Below are 15,203 nucleotides of genomic sequence, written 5' to 3' on the forward strand. Positions count from 1 at the left end.
ATGCTCTCGTCGTCGTAGAGGGCGCCCGCCGCCTCAGGCTTCCTTGAAACGGTAGCCGACGCCGTAAAGCGTCTCGATCATCTCGAACTCGTTGTCGACCACCTTGAACTTCTTGCGCAGCCGCTTGATGTGGCTGTCGATGGTGCGGTCGTCGACATAGACCTGGTCGTCATAGGCGGCGTCCATCAGTGCGTTGCGGCTCTTCACCACGCCCGGCCGGGTCGCGAGCGCCTGCAGGATCAGGAATTCGGTGACGGTCAGCGTCACCGGCTCGTTCTTCCAGGTGCAGGTGTGGCGTTCCGGATCCATGCGCAACAGGCCGCGGTCGAGCGCCTTGGCGTCGTTCTCCTTCGGCGCAACCGTCGGGTCCTTCGGCGCCGAGCGGCGCAGCACCGCCTTGACGCGCTCGACCAGCAGGCGCTGCGAGAACGGTTTGCGGATGAAGTCGTCGGCGCCCATCTTGAGGCCGAACAGCTCGTCGATCTCTTCGTCCTTGGAGGTGAGGAAGATCACCGGCAGGTCGGATTTCTGCCTGAGACGACGCAGCGTCTCCATGCCGTCCATGCGCGGCATCTTGATGTCGAGGATGGCAAGATCGGGCTGGGTGGTGCGGAAACCGTCGAGCGCGGAGGCGCCGTCGGTGTAAGTCATGATGCGGTAGCCTTCGGCTTCCAGCGCGATCGAGACGGATGTGAGAATGTTGCGGTCGTCGTCGACCAAAGCGATTGTGGGCATGAGCCTCTCTGCTTTCTGCTTTCCGTTTGGGTCGTGGCTTGAAACGGCGAGCAATCAGTGATGCGCCGCATACATGGGTGCCGAACTCGGCATTCGAACCTTGTCACCGAGCAATGCAAGCTGGGCTGAAGTGTGACCAAGTTCCACGAAACACGGCAGATTCGCCGCATCTCGACCCATAACCGGGCCCCCGTTTACCCGAAACAAGGCCCCCCATGCAACCACCTGACCCGAGAAAGCCGATGCAACCGACCCCCGATTTCGACCCCGGAAAGCTCGCCAAATCGCTGCTGCGACGGTCCCGGCAGGGCGCCCTGGCGACGCTGATGGCCGGCAGCGGCGATCCCTATTGTTCCCTGGTCAATCTAGCCAGCCACCCCGATGGCTCGCCGATCCTTCTGATCTCGCGTCTCGCCGTGCACACCCGGAACATCCTTGCGGACAGCCGGGTCTCGCTGATGCTGGACGAGCGTGCGGCCGGCGATCCCCTGGAAGGCGCCCGGATCATGCTGTCAGGTCGGGCGGAAGAGGCCGCTGCGGACAAGGATCTGCTCCAGCGACGGTATCTCAGTGCCCATCCGTCGGCAGACGGCTTTGTTTCCTTTAAGGATTTCTCTTTCTTCCGGATCCGGCCCACGGGAACCCATCTGGTCGCGGGTTTCGGCCGGATCGTCGATCTCAAGCCTGAGCAATTCCTGACGGACCTCACCGGTGCCGAGGACCTGCTGGCCGCGGAAGAGGGCGCCGTCGCGCACATGAACGCCGACCATCGCGATGCCATGAACCTCTATGCCACAAAGCTCCTCAGCGCCGCCGCGGGCGACTGGCGCTGCACCGGCTGTGACCCGGAAGGCCTCGACATGCAGGACGGCCAAACCACGCTGCGGCTGGACTTCCCGGAGCGGGTGACGGATGGCCCGTCGCTGCGCAAGATGCTGGTTCGCCTCGCTGGCGAAGCGCGCATGAAGGTGGACCAGGGCGCAACGCCTTGAACGCCGCCGCCCGTCCCTGCGACCCAGATCGTAACCGGTCCGGGTTGGCAGCGAGAGGGTTCATGACGCATCGTCGTTTGGCATTGGCCGCAGGTCTGGCACTCGCGATCACCACGTCATTTGCGCCGCCTGCTCTCGCCCAGAAGGCCAGTCCCGCCGCACAGGGCGCGCGGATCAACGCGCTCATGAGCGCCGGCAAATATGCCGAAGCACTTCCGCTCGCGCAGGCGATGGTTACGAGCCTGGAGAAGGGCAACGACGGTCGCGAACTGTCCGCCGCGCTCAACAATCTCGGCCAGGTCCATGCCGGCCAGGGCCGCGACGATCTCGCCGAGCCGATCTACAAGCGGGCCATCGCGCTGTTGGAAAAATCCCTCGGCCTCGACACCGCCTTGATCGCGCCGGAGCTGACCAATCTCGCCGCGCTGTATCAGCGGCAGGGCCGCTTCACTGAAGCCGAGCCGCTGTTCAAGCGCGCGCTGACCGTCAGCGAAAGGAGCCTGTCGCGCGAGCACCCCGATGTCGGCCGGGCCCTCAACAATCTCGCCACGCTCTATGTGAAGCAGGAGCGCTTTGCCGATGCCGAGCCGCTGTTCCAGCGGGCGCTCGCGATCTATCAGAAGGCAGCAGGCCCTGAGCATCCCGCCGTTGCGACCGTCCTGAACAACATCGGTCAGGTCGATCGCGACCTCAATCGCGACGCCGATGCCGAAGCTCCGATCAAGCGCTCGCTCGCAATCCGTGAAAAGGTGCTGGGGCCGGAACACCCCGACGTCGCGCGCTCGCTCAACAATCTCGCCGGGCTCTATCAGCACCAGCAGCGCGATGCCGAGGCCGAACCGCTCTATCGCCGCGCGCTGGCGATCCGCGAGCGTGCCCTCGGACCGGATCATCCCGATGTCGCGACGTCGACGAGCAATCTCGCCCAATTCCTGCAGGCGACGGGACGGACTGCGGACGCTTTGCCATTCGCGCAGAAGACGCTCGCCGCCAATCGTGCGCAGCTGCGTGTCGTGCTGCCGATCCTGTTCGCCGCGGGGCAGCAATCGCTGCTGGCAAGCGACAAGGCACTCGATGACGCGCTCGGTGCGATCCAGCGCGGCACGCAGTCTTCTGCCGCTTCTGCCGTGAACAAGCTCGCGGTGCGGCTCGCCGCCGGCAGCGACCGGCTCGCCGAGCTCGTGCGCAAGGATCAGGATCTCGCGGCCGAGTCCGAAGCGCTCGACAAGGCGATCATCGCTGCGGTGTCGAAGCAGTCCGCCCAGCGCGACGTCGCGGCCGAGCAGCGCAGCCGCGCGCGGATCGCGGCGATCGCGAGTGCGCGCAACGGATTGCAGAAGACGCTCGCGGTCGAGTTTCCCGACTATTCCTCGCTCTCCAACCCGCTGCCGCTGACGGTGAAGGACATCCAGCCGCTGCTCTCGGCCGACGAGGCGATGGTGATCTATTCCGTCGTCGACAAGCAGAGCTATGTCATCGCGATCACGCGCGAGGGCGTCGACTGGAAGGAAATCTCTCTCGGAGCGGACGCGCTGGCGCAAAAGGTGTCCGCCTTCCGCAAGGGACTCGATGTCGGCAAGGCGCGCGATGCCTCCGGCAAATCGGGCCTGTTCGATCTTGCGCTTGCGAGCGAGCTCTATGTCGCGCTGCTCGGCCCGGTCGAGGCCTTGACGAAGGACAAGCGCAACCTGCTGGTCGTGCCGTCGGCGGCGCTGACCGCATTGCCGTTTCATCTGCTGGTCACAGAGAAGCCGCAGGCTGCGATCCCGGACCGGCTCGAGGGCTATCGCGACGCCGCCTGGCTGCCGCGGCGTCAGGCCGTCTCGGTGCTGCCGTCGGTGATCAGCCTGAAATCGCTGCGCGCCTTTGCCCGCAGGGACCAAGACGTCAAGCCGATGACCGGTTTCGGCGATCCCGTGTTCAACCCTGCAGCCGAAGGACCTGCCGACCGGCGCGTCGCGAGCGGCAAGATCGCCACGCGCAACATCGCGACGATTGCCTATGCCGACTTCTGGCGCGGCGCAGGTGTCGATCGCGCGCGCCTGGCGCAGGCGTTGCCGCAACTGCCCGATACCGCCGATGAGCTGAACGCAGTGGCAAGGAACGTCGGCGCCACTGATGCCGATATCCATCTCGGACGCGATGCCAGCGAAACGACGCTCAAGCGTGCAGCGCTTGCCCAATACGGCATCATCTACTTTGCCACCCACGGCCTCGTTGCCGGCGACGTCAAGGGACTGGGTGAACCCTCGCTTGCGCTCTCCATTCCCGACCAGCCATCGGAGCTCGACGACGGTCTTCTGACCGCGAGCGAGGTGGCTCAGCTCAAGCTCAACGCCGATTGGGTGGTACTGTCCGCCTGCAACACCATCGCCGGCGACAAGCCCGGCGCCGAGGCGCTGTCGGGACTGGCGCGCTCGTTCTTCTATGCCGGTGCCCGCGCGCTGCTGGTTTCGCATTGGGCCGTGGATTCGGAAGCTGCGACCCGCCTGACCACATCGACGTTCGAGCTGCTCAAGAACGAGCCGAAGATCGGTCGTGCCGAAGCCTTGCGCCGCGCGATGTTAACCTATCTCGACGACGCCTCGTCACCGCGCAATGCTTATCCCGCGATGTGGGGACCGTTCGCGCTGATCGGCGAGGGCGAGGTACAATAGGAAGCTGCTATATGGATTGTGCGTCGCAATAACCGGAAGTAACGCGCAAACGCGCATTTGGTTGCGCGATCATTCGTACTTTTCTCGATGCACCTGCTCAGAGCTGACATGCGCGACGTTTGGCGCGGTCCTTGAATAAACCAAATCCTGCGGGATCAGCTTGGCAACGCCAGCGTTCATCAGTATTACGTCGTTCAGCCGAGGCCGAACGGCCCATGATCACGGTGACCGCGATGGCGCCAAACTTTGGTCGCGCTGAGTGTCGCGGGTTCTAGGAGGATTTTCTTCGTGCAAGAGACGGGCGTGCGCAACGGTGCCTTCGGCGCCGACAAGTTCGGCTTAAAGAATCTCACGCAGGTTCACTGGAACCTCGGTGCGCCACAACTCTATCAACACTCGCTCTCGGCGGGTGAGGCGGTGCTGTCTGCTGACGGCGCACTCTGTGCCGACACGGGCGAGTTCACCGGGCGCAGCCCGAAGGACAAGTTCACGGTGCGTGACGCCACCACCGACAAGAAGATGTGGTGGGCCGGCAACCAGTCGATCACCTCCGAGCAGTTCGAGACGCTCTACCAGGACTTCCTCAAGCACGCCGAAGGCAAGCGCCTGTTCGCGCAGGACCTCTATGGCGGCGCCGACCCGGCCTACCGGATCAAGACGCGCGTCTTCACCGAGCTCGCCTGGCACTCGCTGTTCATCCGCACGCTTCTGATCCGCCCCGAGGCGATCGAGCTGTCGACCTTCGTGCCGGAGCTCACCATCATCGACATGCCGAGCTTCCGCGCCGATCCTAAACGCCACGGCGTGCGCTCGGAGAACGTCGTCGCGATCGATTTCGCCCGCAAGATCGTCCTGATCGGCGGGTCTTATTATGCCGGCGAGATGAAGAAGTCGGTCTTCACCACGCTGAACTATTATCTGCCCGAGCGCGGCGTGATGCCGATGCACTGCTCGGCCAATGTCGGCGCCAAGGGCGACACCGCGATCTTCTTCGGGCTGTCAGGCACCGGCAAGACCACGCTGTCGGCCGATCCGAACCGCACGCTGATCGGCGACGACGAGCACGGCTGGGGCCCGAACGGCGTCTTCAACTTCGAGGGCGGCTGCTATGCCAAGTGCATCAAGCTGTCGAAGGAGGCCGAGCCGGAGATCTACGCGGCATCGACCCGCTTCGGCGCGGTGCTCGAGAACTGCGTGCTCGACGAGAATACCCGCGTGGTCGATTTCGACGACGGCTCCAAGACCGAGAACACGCGTTCTGCGTACCCGCTCGACTTCATCCCGAACGCCTCGCGCACCGGCCGCGCGCCGCAGCCGAAGAACGTGGTGATGCTCGCTGCCGACGCGTTCGGCGTGCTGCCGCCGATCGCAAAGCTCTCGCCGGCGCAGGCGATGTATCATTTCCTCTCCGGCTACACCGCCAAGGTCGCCGGCACCGAGCGCGGTCTCGGCAACGAGCCGCAGCCGGAATTCTCCACCTGCTTCGGCTCGCCCTTCCTGCCGCTCGACCCAAGCGTCTACGGCAACATGCTGCGCGACCTCATCGCCCAGCACAATGTCGATTGCTGGCTCGTCAACACGGGATGGACCGGCGGCAAGTACGGCACAGGCAGCCGCATGCCGATCAAGGTGACGCGCGCGCTGCTCACCGCCGCGCTCGACGGCTCGCTTCGCAACGTCGAATTCCGCACCGACAAATATTTCGGCTTCGCGGTCCCGACCGCGCTGCCGGGCGTGCCGGCCGAGATCCTGAACCCGGTCGACACCTGGAAGGACAAGGACGAGTTCGACAAGACCGCCCGCGCGCTGGTCGGCATGTTCCAGAAGAACTTTGCCAAGTTCGAGGCCCAGGTCGATGCCGAGGTGCGTGCGGCCGCGCCGGAGGTGAAGCTGGCGGCGGAGTAAGGTCGCCGCGATTGGAACGCAAAAGGGCGGCCGCGAGGCCGCCCTTTTGGTTTTCCTTCTCCCCTTGTGGGAGAAGGTGGCGCGAAGCGCCGGATGAGGGGTTCTCTCCGCGCAGCAATCGTTAGAGGATCGCTCGCCGAAACAGACCCCTCACCCGTCTCGTCGCTTCGCGACGAGCCACCCTCTCCCACAAGGGGAGAGGGGAAGAGCAGCTACGCCTTGAAATACGCAATCTGCGTCGTGGTCGCGAGCAGACGCCCGTTCGGCGACCACAACTCGCCGTTCTGGTCGCCATAGCTCTTGTGGAAGATCTTGGCGTCGGCCGTCGCCAGCACGTGCGTGATGTCTTCAGTCGCGAGCTCCTCGGCGTCGGTGTGAAAATACGTCGTCAGCGACACCGTGCCGAACGGCACCAGCTCGCGCCGCGCGTGGAAGATGCGGCCGAAGAAAGCGTCCGACATCGACATCAGCGACAGCATGTCGAGCTGGCGCGGGGTGCGGTCGCCGATCCAGATCTTCGAATAGGTGCTGGCGGGCTCGGCTTGCGGCGGGCCGATCCGCATCTCGCCCTCGACGAAGCGGAATTCATACTGGTTGGCCCAGGACGCCGCGATCTTCGGGAATGGCAGCGTCTGCTCGAACGGCTTTGCATCTGGATATTGCGCCACCCGGTGCTCCCAGGACGGCCGGCGTTCGACGAACACGGCGGTGGCGAGCGTTGCGACCTCGCCGCCGGCTTGGCTGAGCTCGACGCTCCAGTGCTGGCTGGAGCGGTTGGCCTTCACGAGGCGCACGTCGAGATCGAACGGCCCCTTGGCGATCGGCGCGCAGTAATTGACGGTGAGTGCGAGCGGATCGCCGGCGGCTTGCGGATGCTCGATCAGCGCGCGCAAGATGGTCGCGGCGGTGGCGCCGCCGAACGGGCCGACAAAGGCCCAGTAATCGTCACTGGTGTGCCCCTGCCAGCTGCTGTCACCGGCGGTGACGCGCGTGGCCTCGTCGAAGGGGTGCGGGAGTTTTGCGTGCATTGTATTCCTCGGTGCCTCCCCTACCGTCATTGCGAGCGCAGCGAAGCAATCCAGACTGTCTCCTAGGAAAGATTCTGGATTGCTTCGCTGCGCTCGCAATGACGGTGGTTGAGGTTGCGACGTCGTGTCACCGACGTCGCTTTGGGGATGACGACGATCATATCATCATCCCTCGCCAAGGATGCAATAACCTCGCAGGTAACGTCGTTTCCGCGCCGCGGAAAATCAGCCCGCGACGTCGCGTAAGTTCGGCAGCAGCGGCGTGGTCGGGTTGACCGGCACGTTCCAGATCTCCTCGGCATATTCGCGGATGGTCCGGTCGGAGGAGAACCACGCCATGCGCGCGACATTGAGGATGGAGGCGCGCGTCCAGGCCGGCGAGACCTGCCAGCGCGCATCGACCGCGCGCTGCGCCTCGTAATAGGAATCGAAATCGGCGCTGACCATGTAATGGTCGAGATAGCGCAGCGCATGCGCGATGGATTCGAAGCGGCCGGGGTCGCCGGGCGAGAACTCGCCGGCGCCGATCGCGTTGATGGCGCGCTGCAGCTTCGGCGAATTGCGGATCACGTCGGAGGCATCCAGCCCCTGCTTGCGCCGGATCATCACGTCGCCGGCCTCCATGCCGAAGATCGCGATGTTCTCGGGCCCGACATGGTCGCGGATCTCGATGTTGGCGCCGTCGAGCGTGCCGATGGTGATGGCGCCGTTCAGCGCCAGCTTCATGTTGCCGGTGCCGGAGGCTTCCATGCCGGCGGTGGAGATCTGCTCGGACAAATCGGCGGCGGGAATGATCACTTCGGCGAGGCTGACATTGTAGTCGGGCAGGAACACGACCTTGAGCTTGCCGCCGATCGCGGGATCGTTGTTGACGATCTCGGCGACGTCGTTGATCAGCTTGATGATCAGCTTGGCGTAGCGATAGCTCGCCGCCGCCTTGCCGGCGAAGATCTTCACCCGCGGCACCCAATTGCTGTTGGGGTCGTCCTTGATCGCCTGGTACAGCGCGACCGTCTCGATGACGTTGAGCAGCTGGCGCTTGTATTCGTGGATGCGCTTGATCTGCACGTCGAACAGTGCGCTAGGGTCGACCTTGATGCCGAGCCGCTCGCCGATCAGGCGGGCGAGCTGTGTCTTGTTGTGGTGCTTGACGCTGCGGAATTGCTTCTGGAATTCGACGTCGCTGGCGCGCGCCTCGATCAGCGAGAGCTGGGTGGGATCGTCGAGCACGGCCTCGCCGCAGGTCTCGCGCAAGAGGTCGGTCAGCTTCGGGTTCGCCAGCATCAGCCAGCGGCGGAAGGTGATGCCGTTGGTCTTGTTGGTGATGCGGCCGGGATAGAGATGGTTGAGATCGTGGAACACGGTCTCGCGCATCAGGTCGGAATGCATCGCCGAGACGCCGTTGATGCGGTGCGAGCCGACGAAGGCGAGCTGGCCCATGCGCACGCGGCGGCCGCTCTTCTCGTCGATCAGCGAGACCGAGGCGCGGAAGTCGATGTCGCCGGGGCAGCGCGCTTCGGCGAGCGCCAGATGCTGCACGTTGATGCGGTAGATGATCTCCAGATGCCGCGGCAGCAGCCGCTCGAACAATTCGACCGGCCAGGTCTCCAGCGCCTCCGGCAGCAGGGTGTGATTGGTGTAGGAGAGCGTGGCGACCGTGATCTTCCAGGCCTCGTCCCAGCGGAAATTGTGGAGGTCGACGAGGATCCGCATCAGCTCGGTGACGGCAAGCGACGGATGGGTGTCGTTGAGCTGCACCGCGACCTTGCCGGCGAGGCTGCGTAGCTGGCCGTCGGAGGAAAGATGCCGCTTCACCAGGTCCTGGAGCGAGGCCGAGACGAAGAAATATTCCTGGCGCAGCCGCAGCTCGCGGCCCGCCGGGCTCTCGTCGTTCGGGTAGAGGAATTTGCAGATCGCCTCCGCGCGCGCCTGCTCGGCGCTGGCGCTGACATAATCGCCCTTGTTGAAGGCGTCGAGCTTGAGCGGATCGGGCGAGCGCGCCGACCACAGCCGCAGCGCGTTGACGTGCTGGCCGCGCCAGCCGACGATCGGCGTGTCATAGGCGATCGCCTGCACGGTCTCGCCCGGATGCCAGATCGCGCGGTCGCGGCCCTTGTCGTCGACATGCTCGACGCCGCCGCCGAAATTGACGTCGTAGATCACCTCGGGCCGCTGCAATTCCCAGGGGTTGCCGAAGCTCAGCCATTCATCGGGATATTCCTGCTGCCAGCCTTGATTGATGATCTGGCGGAACAGGCCGTAATCGTAGCGGATGCCGTAGCCGATCGCGGGGATCGACAAGGTCGCCATGCTCTCCATGAAGCAGGCGGCGAGCCGGCCGAGGCCGCCATTGCCGAGCGCAGCGTCCGGCTCGCATTTGCGAAGCTCCGGCAGCGAGACGCCGAGATCGCCGAGCGCGACCTCGAAGATCTTCAGCAGGCCCATATTGTTGAGCGCGTCGGTGAAGAGCCGGCCGATCAAAAATTCGAGCGAGAGATAATAGACCCGCTTGCGCCCCGCATCGTAGCTGTGCTTCTCGGCGGTGAGCCAGCGATGCACGATGCGGTCGCGCAGCGCCAGCGCTGCGGCCTGATACCAGTCGTGCCTGGTCGCCATGCCGGCGTCCTTGCCGATGGCAAGGCGCAGCTTTGCCAGGATCGCGCCCTTGATCTCGGCCAGCGCGAGTTCGTCGATGGGCTGCCCGGGGGCCGGAAAACTGGGCTGGAACGATTGATCTTGCAAAGCCGTCACTTCCTAGGTCAAAAGAACTCTTACCAATCTACGCGTCCTGCCCTTGCACCGGAACTGTCGCCCGTGCGGTCGTGCACTGCGCTGGCGTAAATTTATGCAAGGAACGGGCCGAGTTGGGAACCCGGACGAGCACGGAGAAACCCGGGATTCGGTGCTAGATTAGGAAAGATTCAGCCATCAGTGTGGAGACGCCCCATGAGTCTGCTGACGCGACTGCTGATCGAAATCGCCACTGCGGCCCTGCTCGTCATCTGCATCAGCGTCACCACCGCGGCGTTTGCCGCCGGCAAATCCGGTCGCAGCGCCGACGGTCTCAGTTGCGGCTTTGCGCTCCCGCAGAATGCGTCGCCCGCAGCCCGCTGCGCCGCGATCAAGCGCCAATGCGGCGGCAAGTTCTACGCCAATGCCTGCGGCGACAAACTGATGTCCGCGGCCAGGTGAGCGCCCTGACGTCCAGCGAATTCAAGCCGCCTTGCTCTGCACCGCATCGCAAAACTCCGCGAGACGATCCGCAAGCCGCAGCGTTGCCGGGCTCGCATCCGGCGAAGCCATCAGTGCGACCTCGGTCTTGTTGATCGGCGCAAAGCCGTCCTTTGCCGTCAGCACGCGGTGGTCGGACTGGATCGCCATCTCCGACAGGATGCTCAGCCCCATGCCGGCGGCGACCGCGGCCTGGATGCCGGCGAGACTCGATGACGTGTAGGCGGTGTGCCAGGCGCGGCCCGCGCTTTCCAGCGCGTGGATGGCGCCGGCGCGATAGATGCAGCCGAGCGGAAAGCCGATCAGCGGCACTGACGACACGTTGACGTCGACCGGGTGGCTCTTGCTGGTGACCCAGTGCACCCGCTCCGGCCACACCGCGATCGCGTCCTTCGCTCCGGCCTCGCGCTTGTAGAGCGCAAGATCGAGCTCGCCGCGTTCGAGATCGCGGGCGAGGTGCTTGCTCTGGTCGGCGCGCACGTCGAGCCGCAACCCCGGATGCGAGCGCGAGAACGCGCCCAGCAGTTTGGCCAGCCGATAGGCCGCAAAGTCCTCGGGGATGCCGAGCCGGATCGCGCCCTCGCCATTGGGCTCGCGCAGCACGTCACGCGCCTCCTCGGCCAGCGAGAGCAGCCGCCGCGCATAGGAGAGCAGCCGCTCGCCGGCCTCGGTCGGGCGCACGTCCTTGCCGTCGCGGTGCAGCAGCATCTGGCCGACATCCTCCTCCAGCCGCTTGATCTGCTGGCTCACGGTCGACTGCGTGCGGTGAACGCGCGCGCCGGCACGGGTGAAGCCGCCGGCCTCGACCACCGAGACGAAGCTGCGCAGGAGCTCCAGATCGAGCATCGCCGCCTCCATTCGAAAATCCACTGATGCAGAGTTAATCATTTAATTTCCAAATGACAAGCGGCATCCCTAGATCGAGGGCCAGAAGAAAAAACATCCGAGAATGCCCTCATGTCCCTCGCCACCTCGCTTCCCGCGCCCCGCAGCCGCTTCAACACGCTGCCGCTCGCCATCGGCCTGTTCTGCCTGCTCTGGAGCTACGCCTTCGTCGCCGGCAAGATCGGCGTCACCCATTGCCCGCCGCTGATCTTGCTCGCCGCGCGTTTCTCGCTCGCGGGCATTTTGATCCTGGGTGCGACGTTGATCCGTGGCGAGGGCTGGTCATTGTCCTGGCGCGACGCCGCCATCTTCGCCGTGCTCGGCATCGCCAACAACGCGCTCTATCTCGGGCTCGGCTACACCGGGCTGCAATCGGTCTCCGCCGGTCTCGGCGGCCTGATCGTCTCGGCCAATCCGGTGTTCACGGCGGCGCTCGCTGTGCTTCTGCTCGGCGAAGGCATGGCCTGGCGCAAGGCGAGCGGCCTCCTGCTCGGCGTCATCGGCGTGACGGCGATCGTCTGGCACCGCCTGTCGGTCGGCACCGACAGCCTGCACGGCATCGTCTTCACGCTGGCCTCGCTCGCCTCGATCGTGGCCGGCACCATCCTGTTCAAGCTGCTGGCGCCGAAGGGATCGTTGTGGATCGGCAATGGCGTGCAGAACCTGGCTGCCGGCATCGTGCTGACGCCGATCGCGCTCACCTTCGCCGATGTCAACGCGATCGACTATACGCCGAGCCTGATCGGCGCCTTCGCCTTCCTCGTGCTCGGCGGCTCGATCCTCGCCTATTGGCTCTGGCTTCATCTCTTGAAAGTGTGTGGCGCCACCGCTGCCAGCGCCTATCATTTCCTGATGCCGCCGCTCGGCATGCTGTTCGCGTTCCTGGTGCTCGGCGAGCACATCGAGGCCCGCGATCTGCTCGGGATCATTCCGGTCGCGCTCGGCATTTACCTGGTGACGCGGCCGGCAAAGCCCGCCTCATGACAGGAGTACATCATGCCCGTTTCCATCACCCTGATCGGCGGTCCCACCGCGCTGATCGAGATCGACGGCTTCCGCCTGCTCACCGATCCGACCTTCGACGCGCCCGGCGCGTACCAGCTGCCGCATGTGAAGCTGGAGAAGACGATCGGACCTGCCGTGAGGCCTGATGCGATCGGCCCGGTCGATGCGGTGCTGCTCAGCCACGACCAGCACTCCGACAATCTCGACAATTCCGGCCGCGACTACCTTTTCAAGGTCAAGCGCGTGCTGACGACCGAGGCGGGCGCAAAACGCCTCGGCGGCCATGTCGAGGGCCTTGCGCCCTGGAGCACCGCGCATCTCAGGGACGGCGACGGCAGCACGCTGACGATCACCGCGACGCCCGCGCGCCACGGCCCCGCCGGCATCGAGCCGCTGTCGGGCGACGTCATCGGCTTCGTGGTGTCGTCGAGTCGGAAGGACACGCGTCCGGTCTATATCAGCGGGGACACCACCTGGTTCGACGGCGTCGCCGAGGTCGCGCGCCGCTTCAAATGCGGCGTGGTGCTGCCCTTCGCGGGCGCGGCGCAAACGCGCGGGCCGTTCCATCTCACCATGGACACCAACGACACCATTGAGACCGCGCGTGCCTTTCCCGATGCCATGATCGTGCCGCTGCACACCGAAGGCTGGGCGCATTTCCGCCAGAACAGCGAGGACCTGCGCAAGACCTTCGACGTGCTCGGCTTCGGCACGCGGTTGCGCCTGCTGGAGCCGGGCGTGCCGACCGTGGTCGAGGCGCCGTGAGCCTCAACTGTCATGCCCCGGCTTGACCGGGGCATCCAGTACGCCGCGGCGGTTGTTGTGAGAGCGAGCTGCTTAACGCCGGCCTCTGTGATACTGGGTCGCCCGGTCAAGCCGGGCGACGACGAGAGGAGAGAGTGTCGCGCCCCGGAATGACAGCGGCTAATCCTTCCTGAACACGATCGACGCCATCCATCCCGTCATCAGCGCCATGGCCGCTGTGGCGAGGCCGTAGATCAGCCCGTTCTGCCGCGCCGTGGTCGCGACGAACTGCTCGAAGCCGACCTTGACGATCTCGAACGCGGTCTCGGTCTTGCCGATGAACGCACCGTTCGCGAACAGCTTGATCTCGACCTCATAGGTGCCGATCGGCACCTCTGCCGGCAGCGGAATGCCGGTGCGGAACAGTGTCGGCGTCAGGAACGTCACTGCGCCCGCATCTTCGCGATAGAGCCCGCGCTGGGTGCGCAGGCGGATGAACGCCGAGCGGAATGCATCGTTCGGCACCACGTCGGCGTAATCGCCGCCGACGCGCTGCGTCAGCAGCACGTTGTTGATCCCGATCTGCTGCCGTCGCGCGATCTCGGGTGAGGTGATCGCATCGAATGGGCGGTTGGCGAACAGCGCGAGATAGCTCGGCACCTGCAGGAACTGCCGGTAGTCGGTGTTGATCCAGATGCCGAAGGTGCGCTCTTTCCGCCGCGTCACCATGTCGGCGCGCGGGCCCATCACGGTGACCACGAGATCGTAAGCCGTGCGGTCCGCCGGCGTGGTCGCATCCCTCTCGACCGAGCCGAACAGCACCAGCTCCTCGCCGGAATAGTTCGGCGTCACCGTGACGCGATGGTTGGAGACCGACACGATCAGCCGCTCGGCCCGCGCGGCGCCGCCGAGCAGCAGGACGAGAACGATGATGAGAAGCGTGCGCGTCATCCGCTCACTCCGAGCTCGCGGATGGTGAAGAGATCCTCGGGGCGGATCACCAGCTCGATCGCGAAGCGGACGCCGACCGAGAGGATCAAGAGGCCGAGCAGCAACCGCAGCTGCTCGCCGCGGATCTTCTGGCCGGCGCGGGCGCCGAACTGCGCCCCGGTGACGCCGCCGACCATCAGGATCAACGCCAGCACGGCGTCGACGAGGTGATTGGTCACGGCGTGCAGCATGGTCGCGAACAACATCGTGACCAGCGTCAACACCATCGAGGTCCCGATCACCGTCGAGGTCGGTACCCTCAGCAGATAGATCATGATCGGCACCAGGATGAAGCCGCCGCCGATGCCCATGATGGCGCCGATGAAGCCGATCATGATGCCGACGACCACGACCGGAATCACGGACAGATAGATCTTCGAGCGCTTGAACCGCATCTTCAGCGGCAGGCCGTGGATCCAGTTGTGCGTGCGCCGCGACGGCAGCGCGCCGCGCCGGGTCCGCATCAATGCGCGCAGGCCTTCGGAGAACATCAGGCTGCCGACGGTGCTGAGCAGCACGACGTAGGAGAGCGCGATCATCAGATCAAGCTGGCCGAGCGCGCGCAGCTGCGTGAAGGTCCACACGCCGAGGGTCGTCCCGGTCACGCCGCCGCACAAAAGAACACTCGCCAGCGCCGGATCGATCGCGCGCCGCCGCCAATAAGAGAGCGCTCCGGAAAAGGAGGAGGCCGCGATGTGGCTCGCCACGGAAGCGACCGCGACGGCCGGCGTGATGCCGATGAAGATCAGAAGCGGCGTCATCAGGAAGCCGCCGCCGATTCCGAACATGCCCGAGACGAAGCCGACCGCCGCGCCCATCGCCAGCACGAGGAAGACGTTGACCGGAAGATCGGCGATCGGGAGGTAAAGCTGCATTGAGGACCACGCTCCGGCGAGACCAGTTATCGCGGAATGCTCGCCGGACGGTCGGAACGATTGCCGCGCTCCTCAATAGCGGAATTCAGGGGCGGGCGGGACCGGGAATTTCGAGCGTGGTGAAGGGGCATGACGAGAGCGTGATGATACGCGATC

12 protein-coding genes are annotated in these 15,203 nt (G+C 65.1%); 6 read left to right on the forward strand and 6 right to left on the reverse strand.

From position 1 onward, the window contains the following. Positions 1–33: 33 nt before the first annotated feature. Positions 34–735, reverse strand: coding sequence for a response regulator transcription factor (locus YU9_RS0119190; RefSeq protein WP_008542552.1), 702 nt, complete (start codon positions 733–735; stop codon positions 34–36). A gap of 242 nt (positions 736–977) precedes the next feature. Between YU9_RS0119190 and YU9_RS0119195 the strand changes: the two genes are divergently transcribed. The 3 genes from YU9_RS0119195 to YU9_RS0119205 all read left to right on the forward strand — a co-directional run bounded on the left by YU9_RS0119195 (position 978) and on the right by YU9_RS0119205 (position 6,289). Next, positions 978–1,727 carry a HugZ family protein gene (locus YU9_RS0119195; protein ID WP_027574279.1) on the forward strand — a complete coding sequence of 250 codons (750 nt, stop codon included), beginning with the start codon at positions 978–980 and terminating at the stop codon, positions 1,725–1,727. Between the two features lie 62 nt (positions 1,728–1,789). Then, the gene (locus YU9_RS0119200) at positions 1,790–4,384 is read left to right on the forward strand and encodes a CHAT domain-containing tetratricopeptide repeat protein (RefSeq protein ID WP_027574280.1); all 2,595 of its coding nucleotides are present in this window, start codon (positions 1,790–1,792) and stop codon (positions 4,382–4,384) included. A 288-nt stretch (positions 4,385–4,672) separates the two neighbouring features. Next, positions 4,673–6,289 carry a phosphoenolpyruvate carboxykinase gene (locus YU9_RS0119205; protein WP_027574281.1) on the forward strand — a complete coding sequence of 539 codons (1,617 nt, stop codon included), beginning with the start codon at positions 4,673–4,675 and terminating at the stop codon, positions 6,287–6,289. Between the two features lie 212 nt (positions 6,290–6,501). On the opposite strand, the gene YU9_RS0119210 is transcribed toward YU9_RS0119205, so the two are convergent. Both YU9_RS0119210 and YU9_RS0119215 read right to left on the reverse strand, forming a co-directional pair. Then, on the reverse strand, positions 6,502–7,317 hold the full coding sequence (locus tag YU9_RS0119210; RefSeq protein ID WP_027574282.1) for an acyl-CoA thioesterase II: 816 nt from the start codon (positions 7,315–7,317) through the stop codon (positions 6,502–6,504). A gap of 225 nt (positions 7,318–7,542) precedes the next feature. Then, positions 7,543–10,059, reverse strand: coding sequence for a glycogen/starch/alpha-glucan phosphorylase (locus tag YU9_RS0119215; protein ID WP_027574283.1), 2,517 nt, complete (start codon positions 10,057–10,059; stop codon positions 7,543–7,545). Between the two features lie 204 nt (positions 10,060–10,263). Here YU9_RS0119215 and YU9_RS41850 point away from each other — a divergent pair, with 204 nt between their 5' ends. After that, complete coding sequence (locus YU9_RS41850; protein WP_036017524.1) at positions 10,264–10,509, forward strand: hypothetical protein; 246 nt, start codon at positions 10,264–10,266, stop codon at positions 10,507–10,509. Between the two features lie 21 nt (positions 10,510–10,530). Here the strand turns inward: YU9_RS41850 and YU9_RS0119225 are convergent, their stop codons facing one another. Continuing rightward, entirely contained in the window at positions 10,531–11,394 is an 864-nt protein-coding gene (locus YU9_RS0119225; RefSeq protein WP_027574284.1) for a LysR family transcriptional regulator, read from the reverse strand. Positions 11,395–11,505: 111 nt separating this feature from the next. On the opposite strand from YU9_RS0119225, the gene YU9_RS0119230 reads away from it, so the two are divergent. Together YU9_RS0119230 and YU9_RS0119235 are read left to right on the forward strand one after the other, a co-directional pair. Next, complete coding sequence (locus YU9_RS0119230) at positions 11,506–12,417, forward strand: DMT family transporter (protein WP_027574285.1); 912 nt, start codon at positions 11,506–11,508, stop codon at positions 12,415–12,417. A 12-nt stretch (positions 12,418–12,429) separates the two neighbouring features. Further along, the gene (locus tag YU9_RS0119235; RefSeq protein WP_027574286.1) at positions 12,430–13,203 is read left to right on the forward strand and encodes an MBL fold metallo-hydrolase; all 774 of its coding nucleotides are present in this window, start codon (positions 12,430–12,432) and stop codon (positions 13,201–13,203) included. Positions 13,204–13,362: 159 nt separating this feature from the next. Here the strand turns inward: YU9_RS0119235 and YU9_RS0119240 are convergent, their stop codons facing one another. Both YU9_RS0119240 and YU9_RS0119245 read right to left on the reverse strand, forming a co-directional pair. Next, on the reverse strand, positions 13,363–14,133 hold the full coding sequence (locus YU9_RS0119240) for a TIGR02186 family protein (RefSeq protein ID WP_027574287.1): 771 nt from the start codon (positions 14,131–14,133) through the stop codon (positions 13,363–13,365). After that, a complete protein-coding gene (locus YU9_RS0119245; RefSeq protein ID WP_027574288.1) occupies positions 14,130–15,047 on the reverse strand; it encodes a sulfite exporter TauE/SafE family protein in 918 nt (305 codons plus the stop codon). The genes YU9_RS0119240 and YU9_RS0119245 overlap by 4 nt, the downstream gene beginning before the upstream one ends. Positions 15,048–15,203 lie beyond the last annotated feature (156 nt).

The organism is Bradyrhizobium sp. WSM1743 (assembly GCF_000473065.1).
In the GTDB taxonomy this organism is placed as follows: Bacteria; Pseudomonadota; Alphaproteobacteria; order Rhizobiales; family Xanthobacteraceae; genus Bradyrhizobium.

Coding starts and splice junctions, on each gene's coding strand:
- YU9_RS0119190 (WP_008542552.1), bottom strand. CDS start 735: ATGCCCACAATCGCTTTGGTCGACGACGACCGCAACATTCTCACATCC.
- YU9_RS0119195 (WP_027574279.1), top strand. CDS start 978: ATGCAACCGACCCCCGATTTCGACCCCGGAAAGCTCGCCAAATCGCTG.
- YU9_RS0119200 (WP_027574280.1), top strand. CDS start 1,790: ATGACGCATCGTCGTTTGGCATTGGCCGCAGGTCTGGCACTCGCGATC.
- YU9_RS0119210 (WP_027574282.1), bottom strand. CDS start 7,317: ATGCACGCAAAACTCCCGCACCCCTTCGACGAGGCCACGCGCGTCACC.
- YU9_RS41850 (WP_036017524.1), top strand. CDS start 10,264: ATGAGTCTGCTGACGCGACTGCTGATCGAAATCGCCACTGCGGCCCTG.
- YU9_RS0119225 (WP_027574284.1), bottom strand. CDS start 11,394: ATGCTCGATCTGGAGCTCCTGCGCAGCTTCGTCTCGGTGGTCGAGGCC.
- YU9_RS0119230 (WP_027574285.1), top strand. CDS start 11,506: ATGTCCCTCGCCACCTCGCTTCCCGCGCCCCGCAGCCGCTTCAACACG.
- YU9_RS0119235 (WP_027574286.1), top strand. CDS start 12,430: ATGCCCGTTTCCATCACCCTGATCGGCGGTCCCACCGCGCTGATCGAG.
- YU9_RS0119240 (WP_027574287.1), bottom strand. CDS start 14,133: ATGACGCGCACGCTTCTCATCATCGTTCTCGTCCTGCTGCTCGGCGGC.
- YU9_RS0119245 (WP_027574288.1), bottom strand. CDS start 15,047: ATGCAGCTTTACCTCCCGATCGCCGATCTTCCGGTCAACGTCTTCCTC.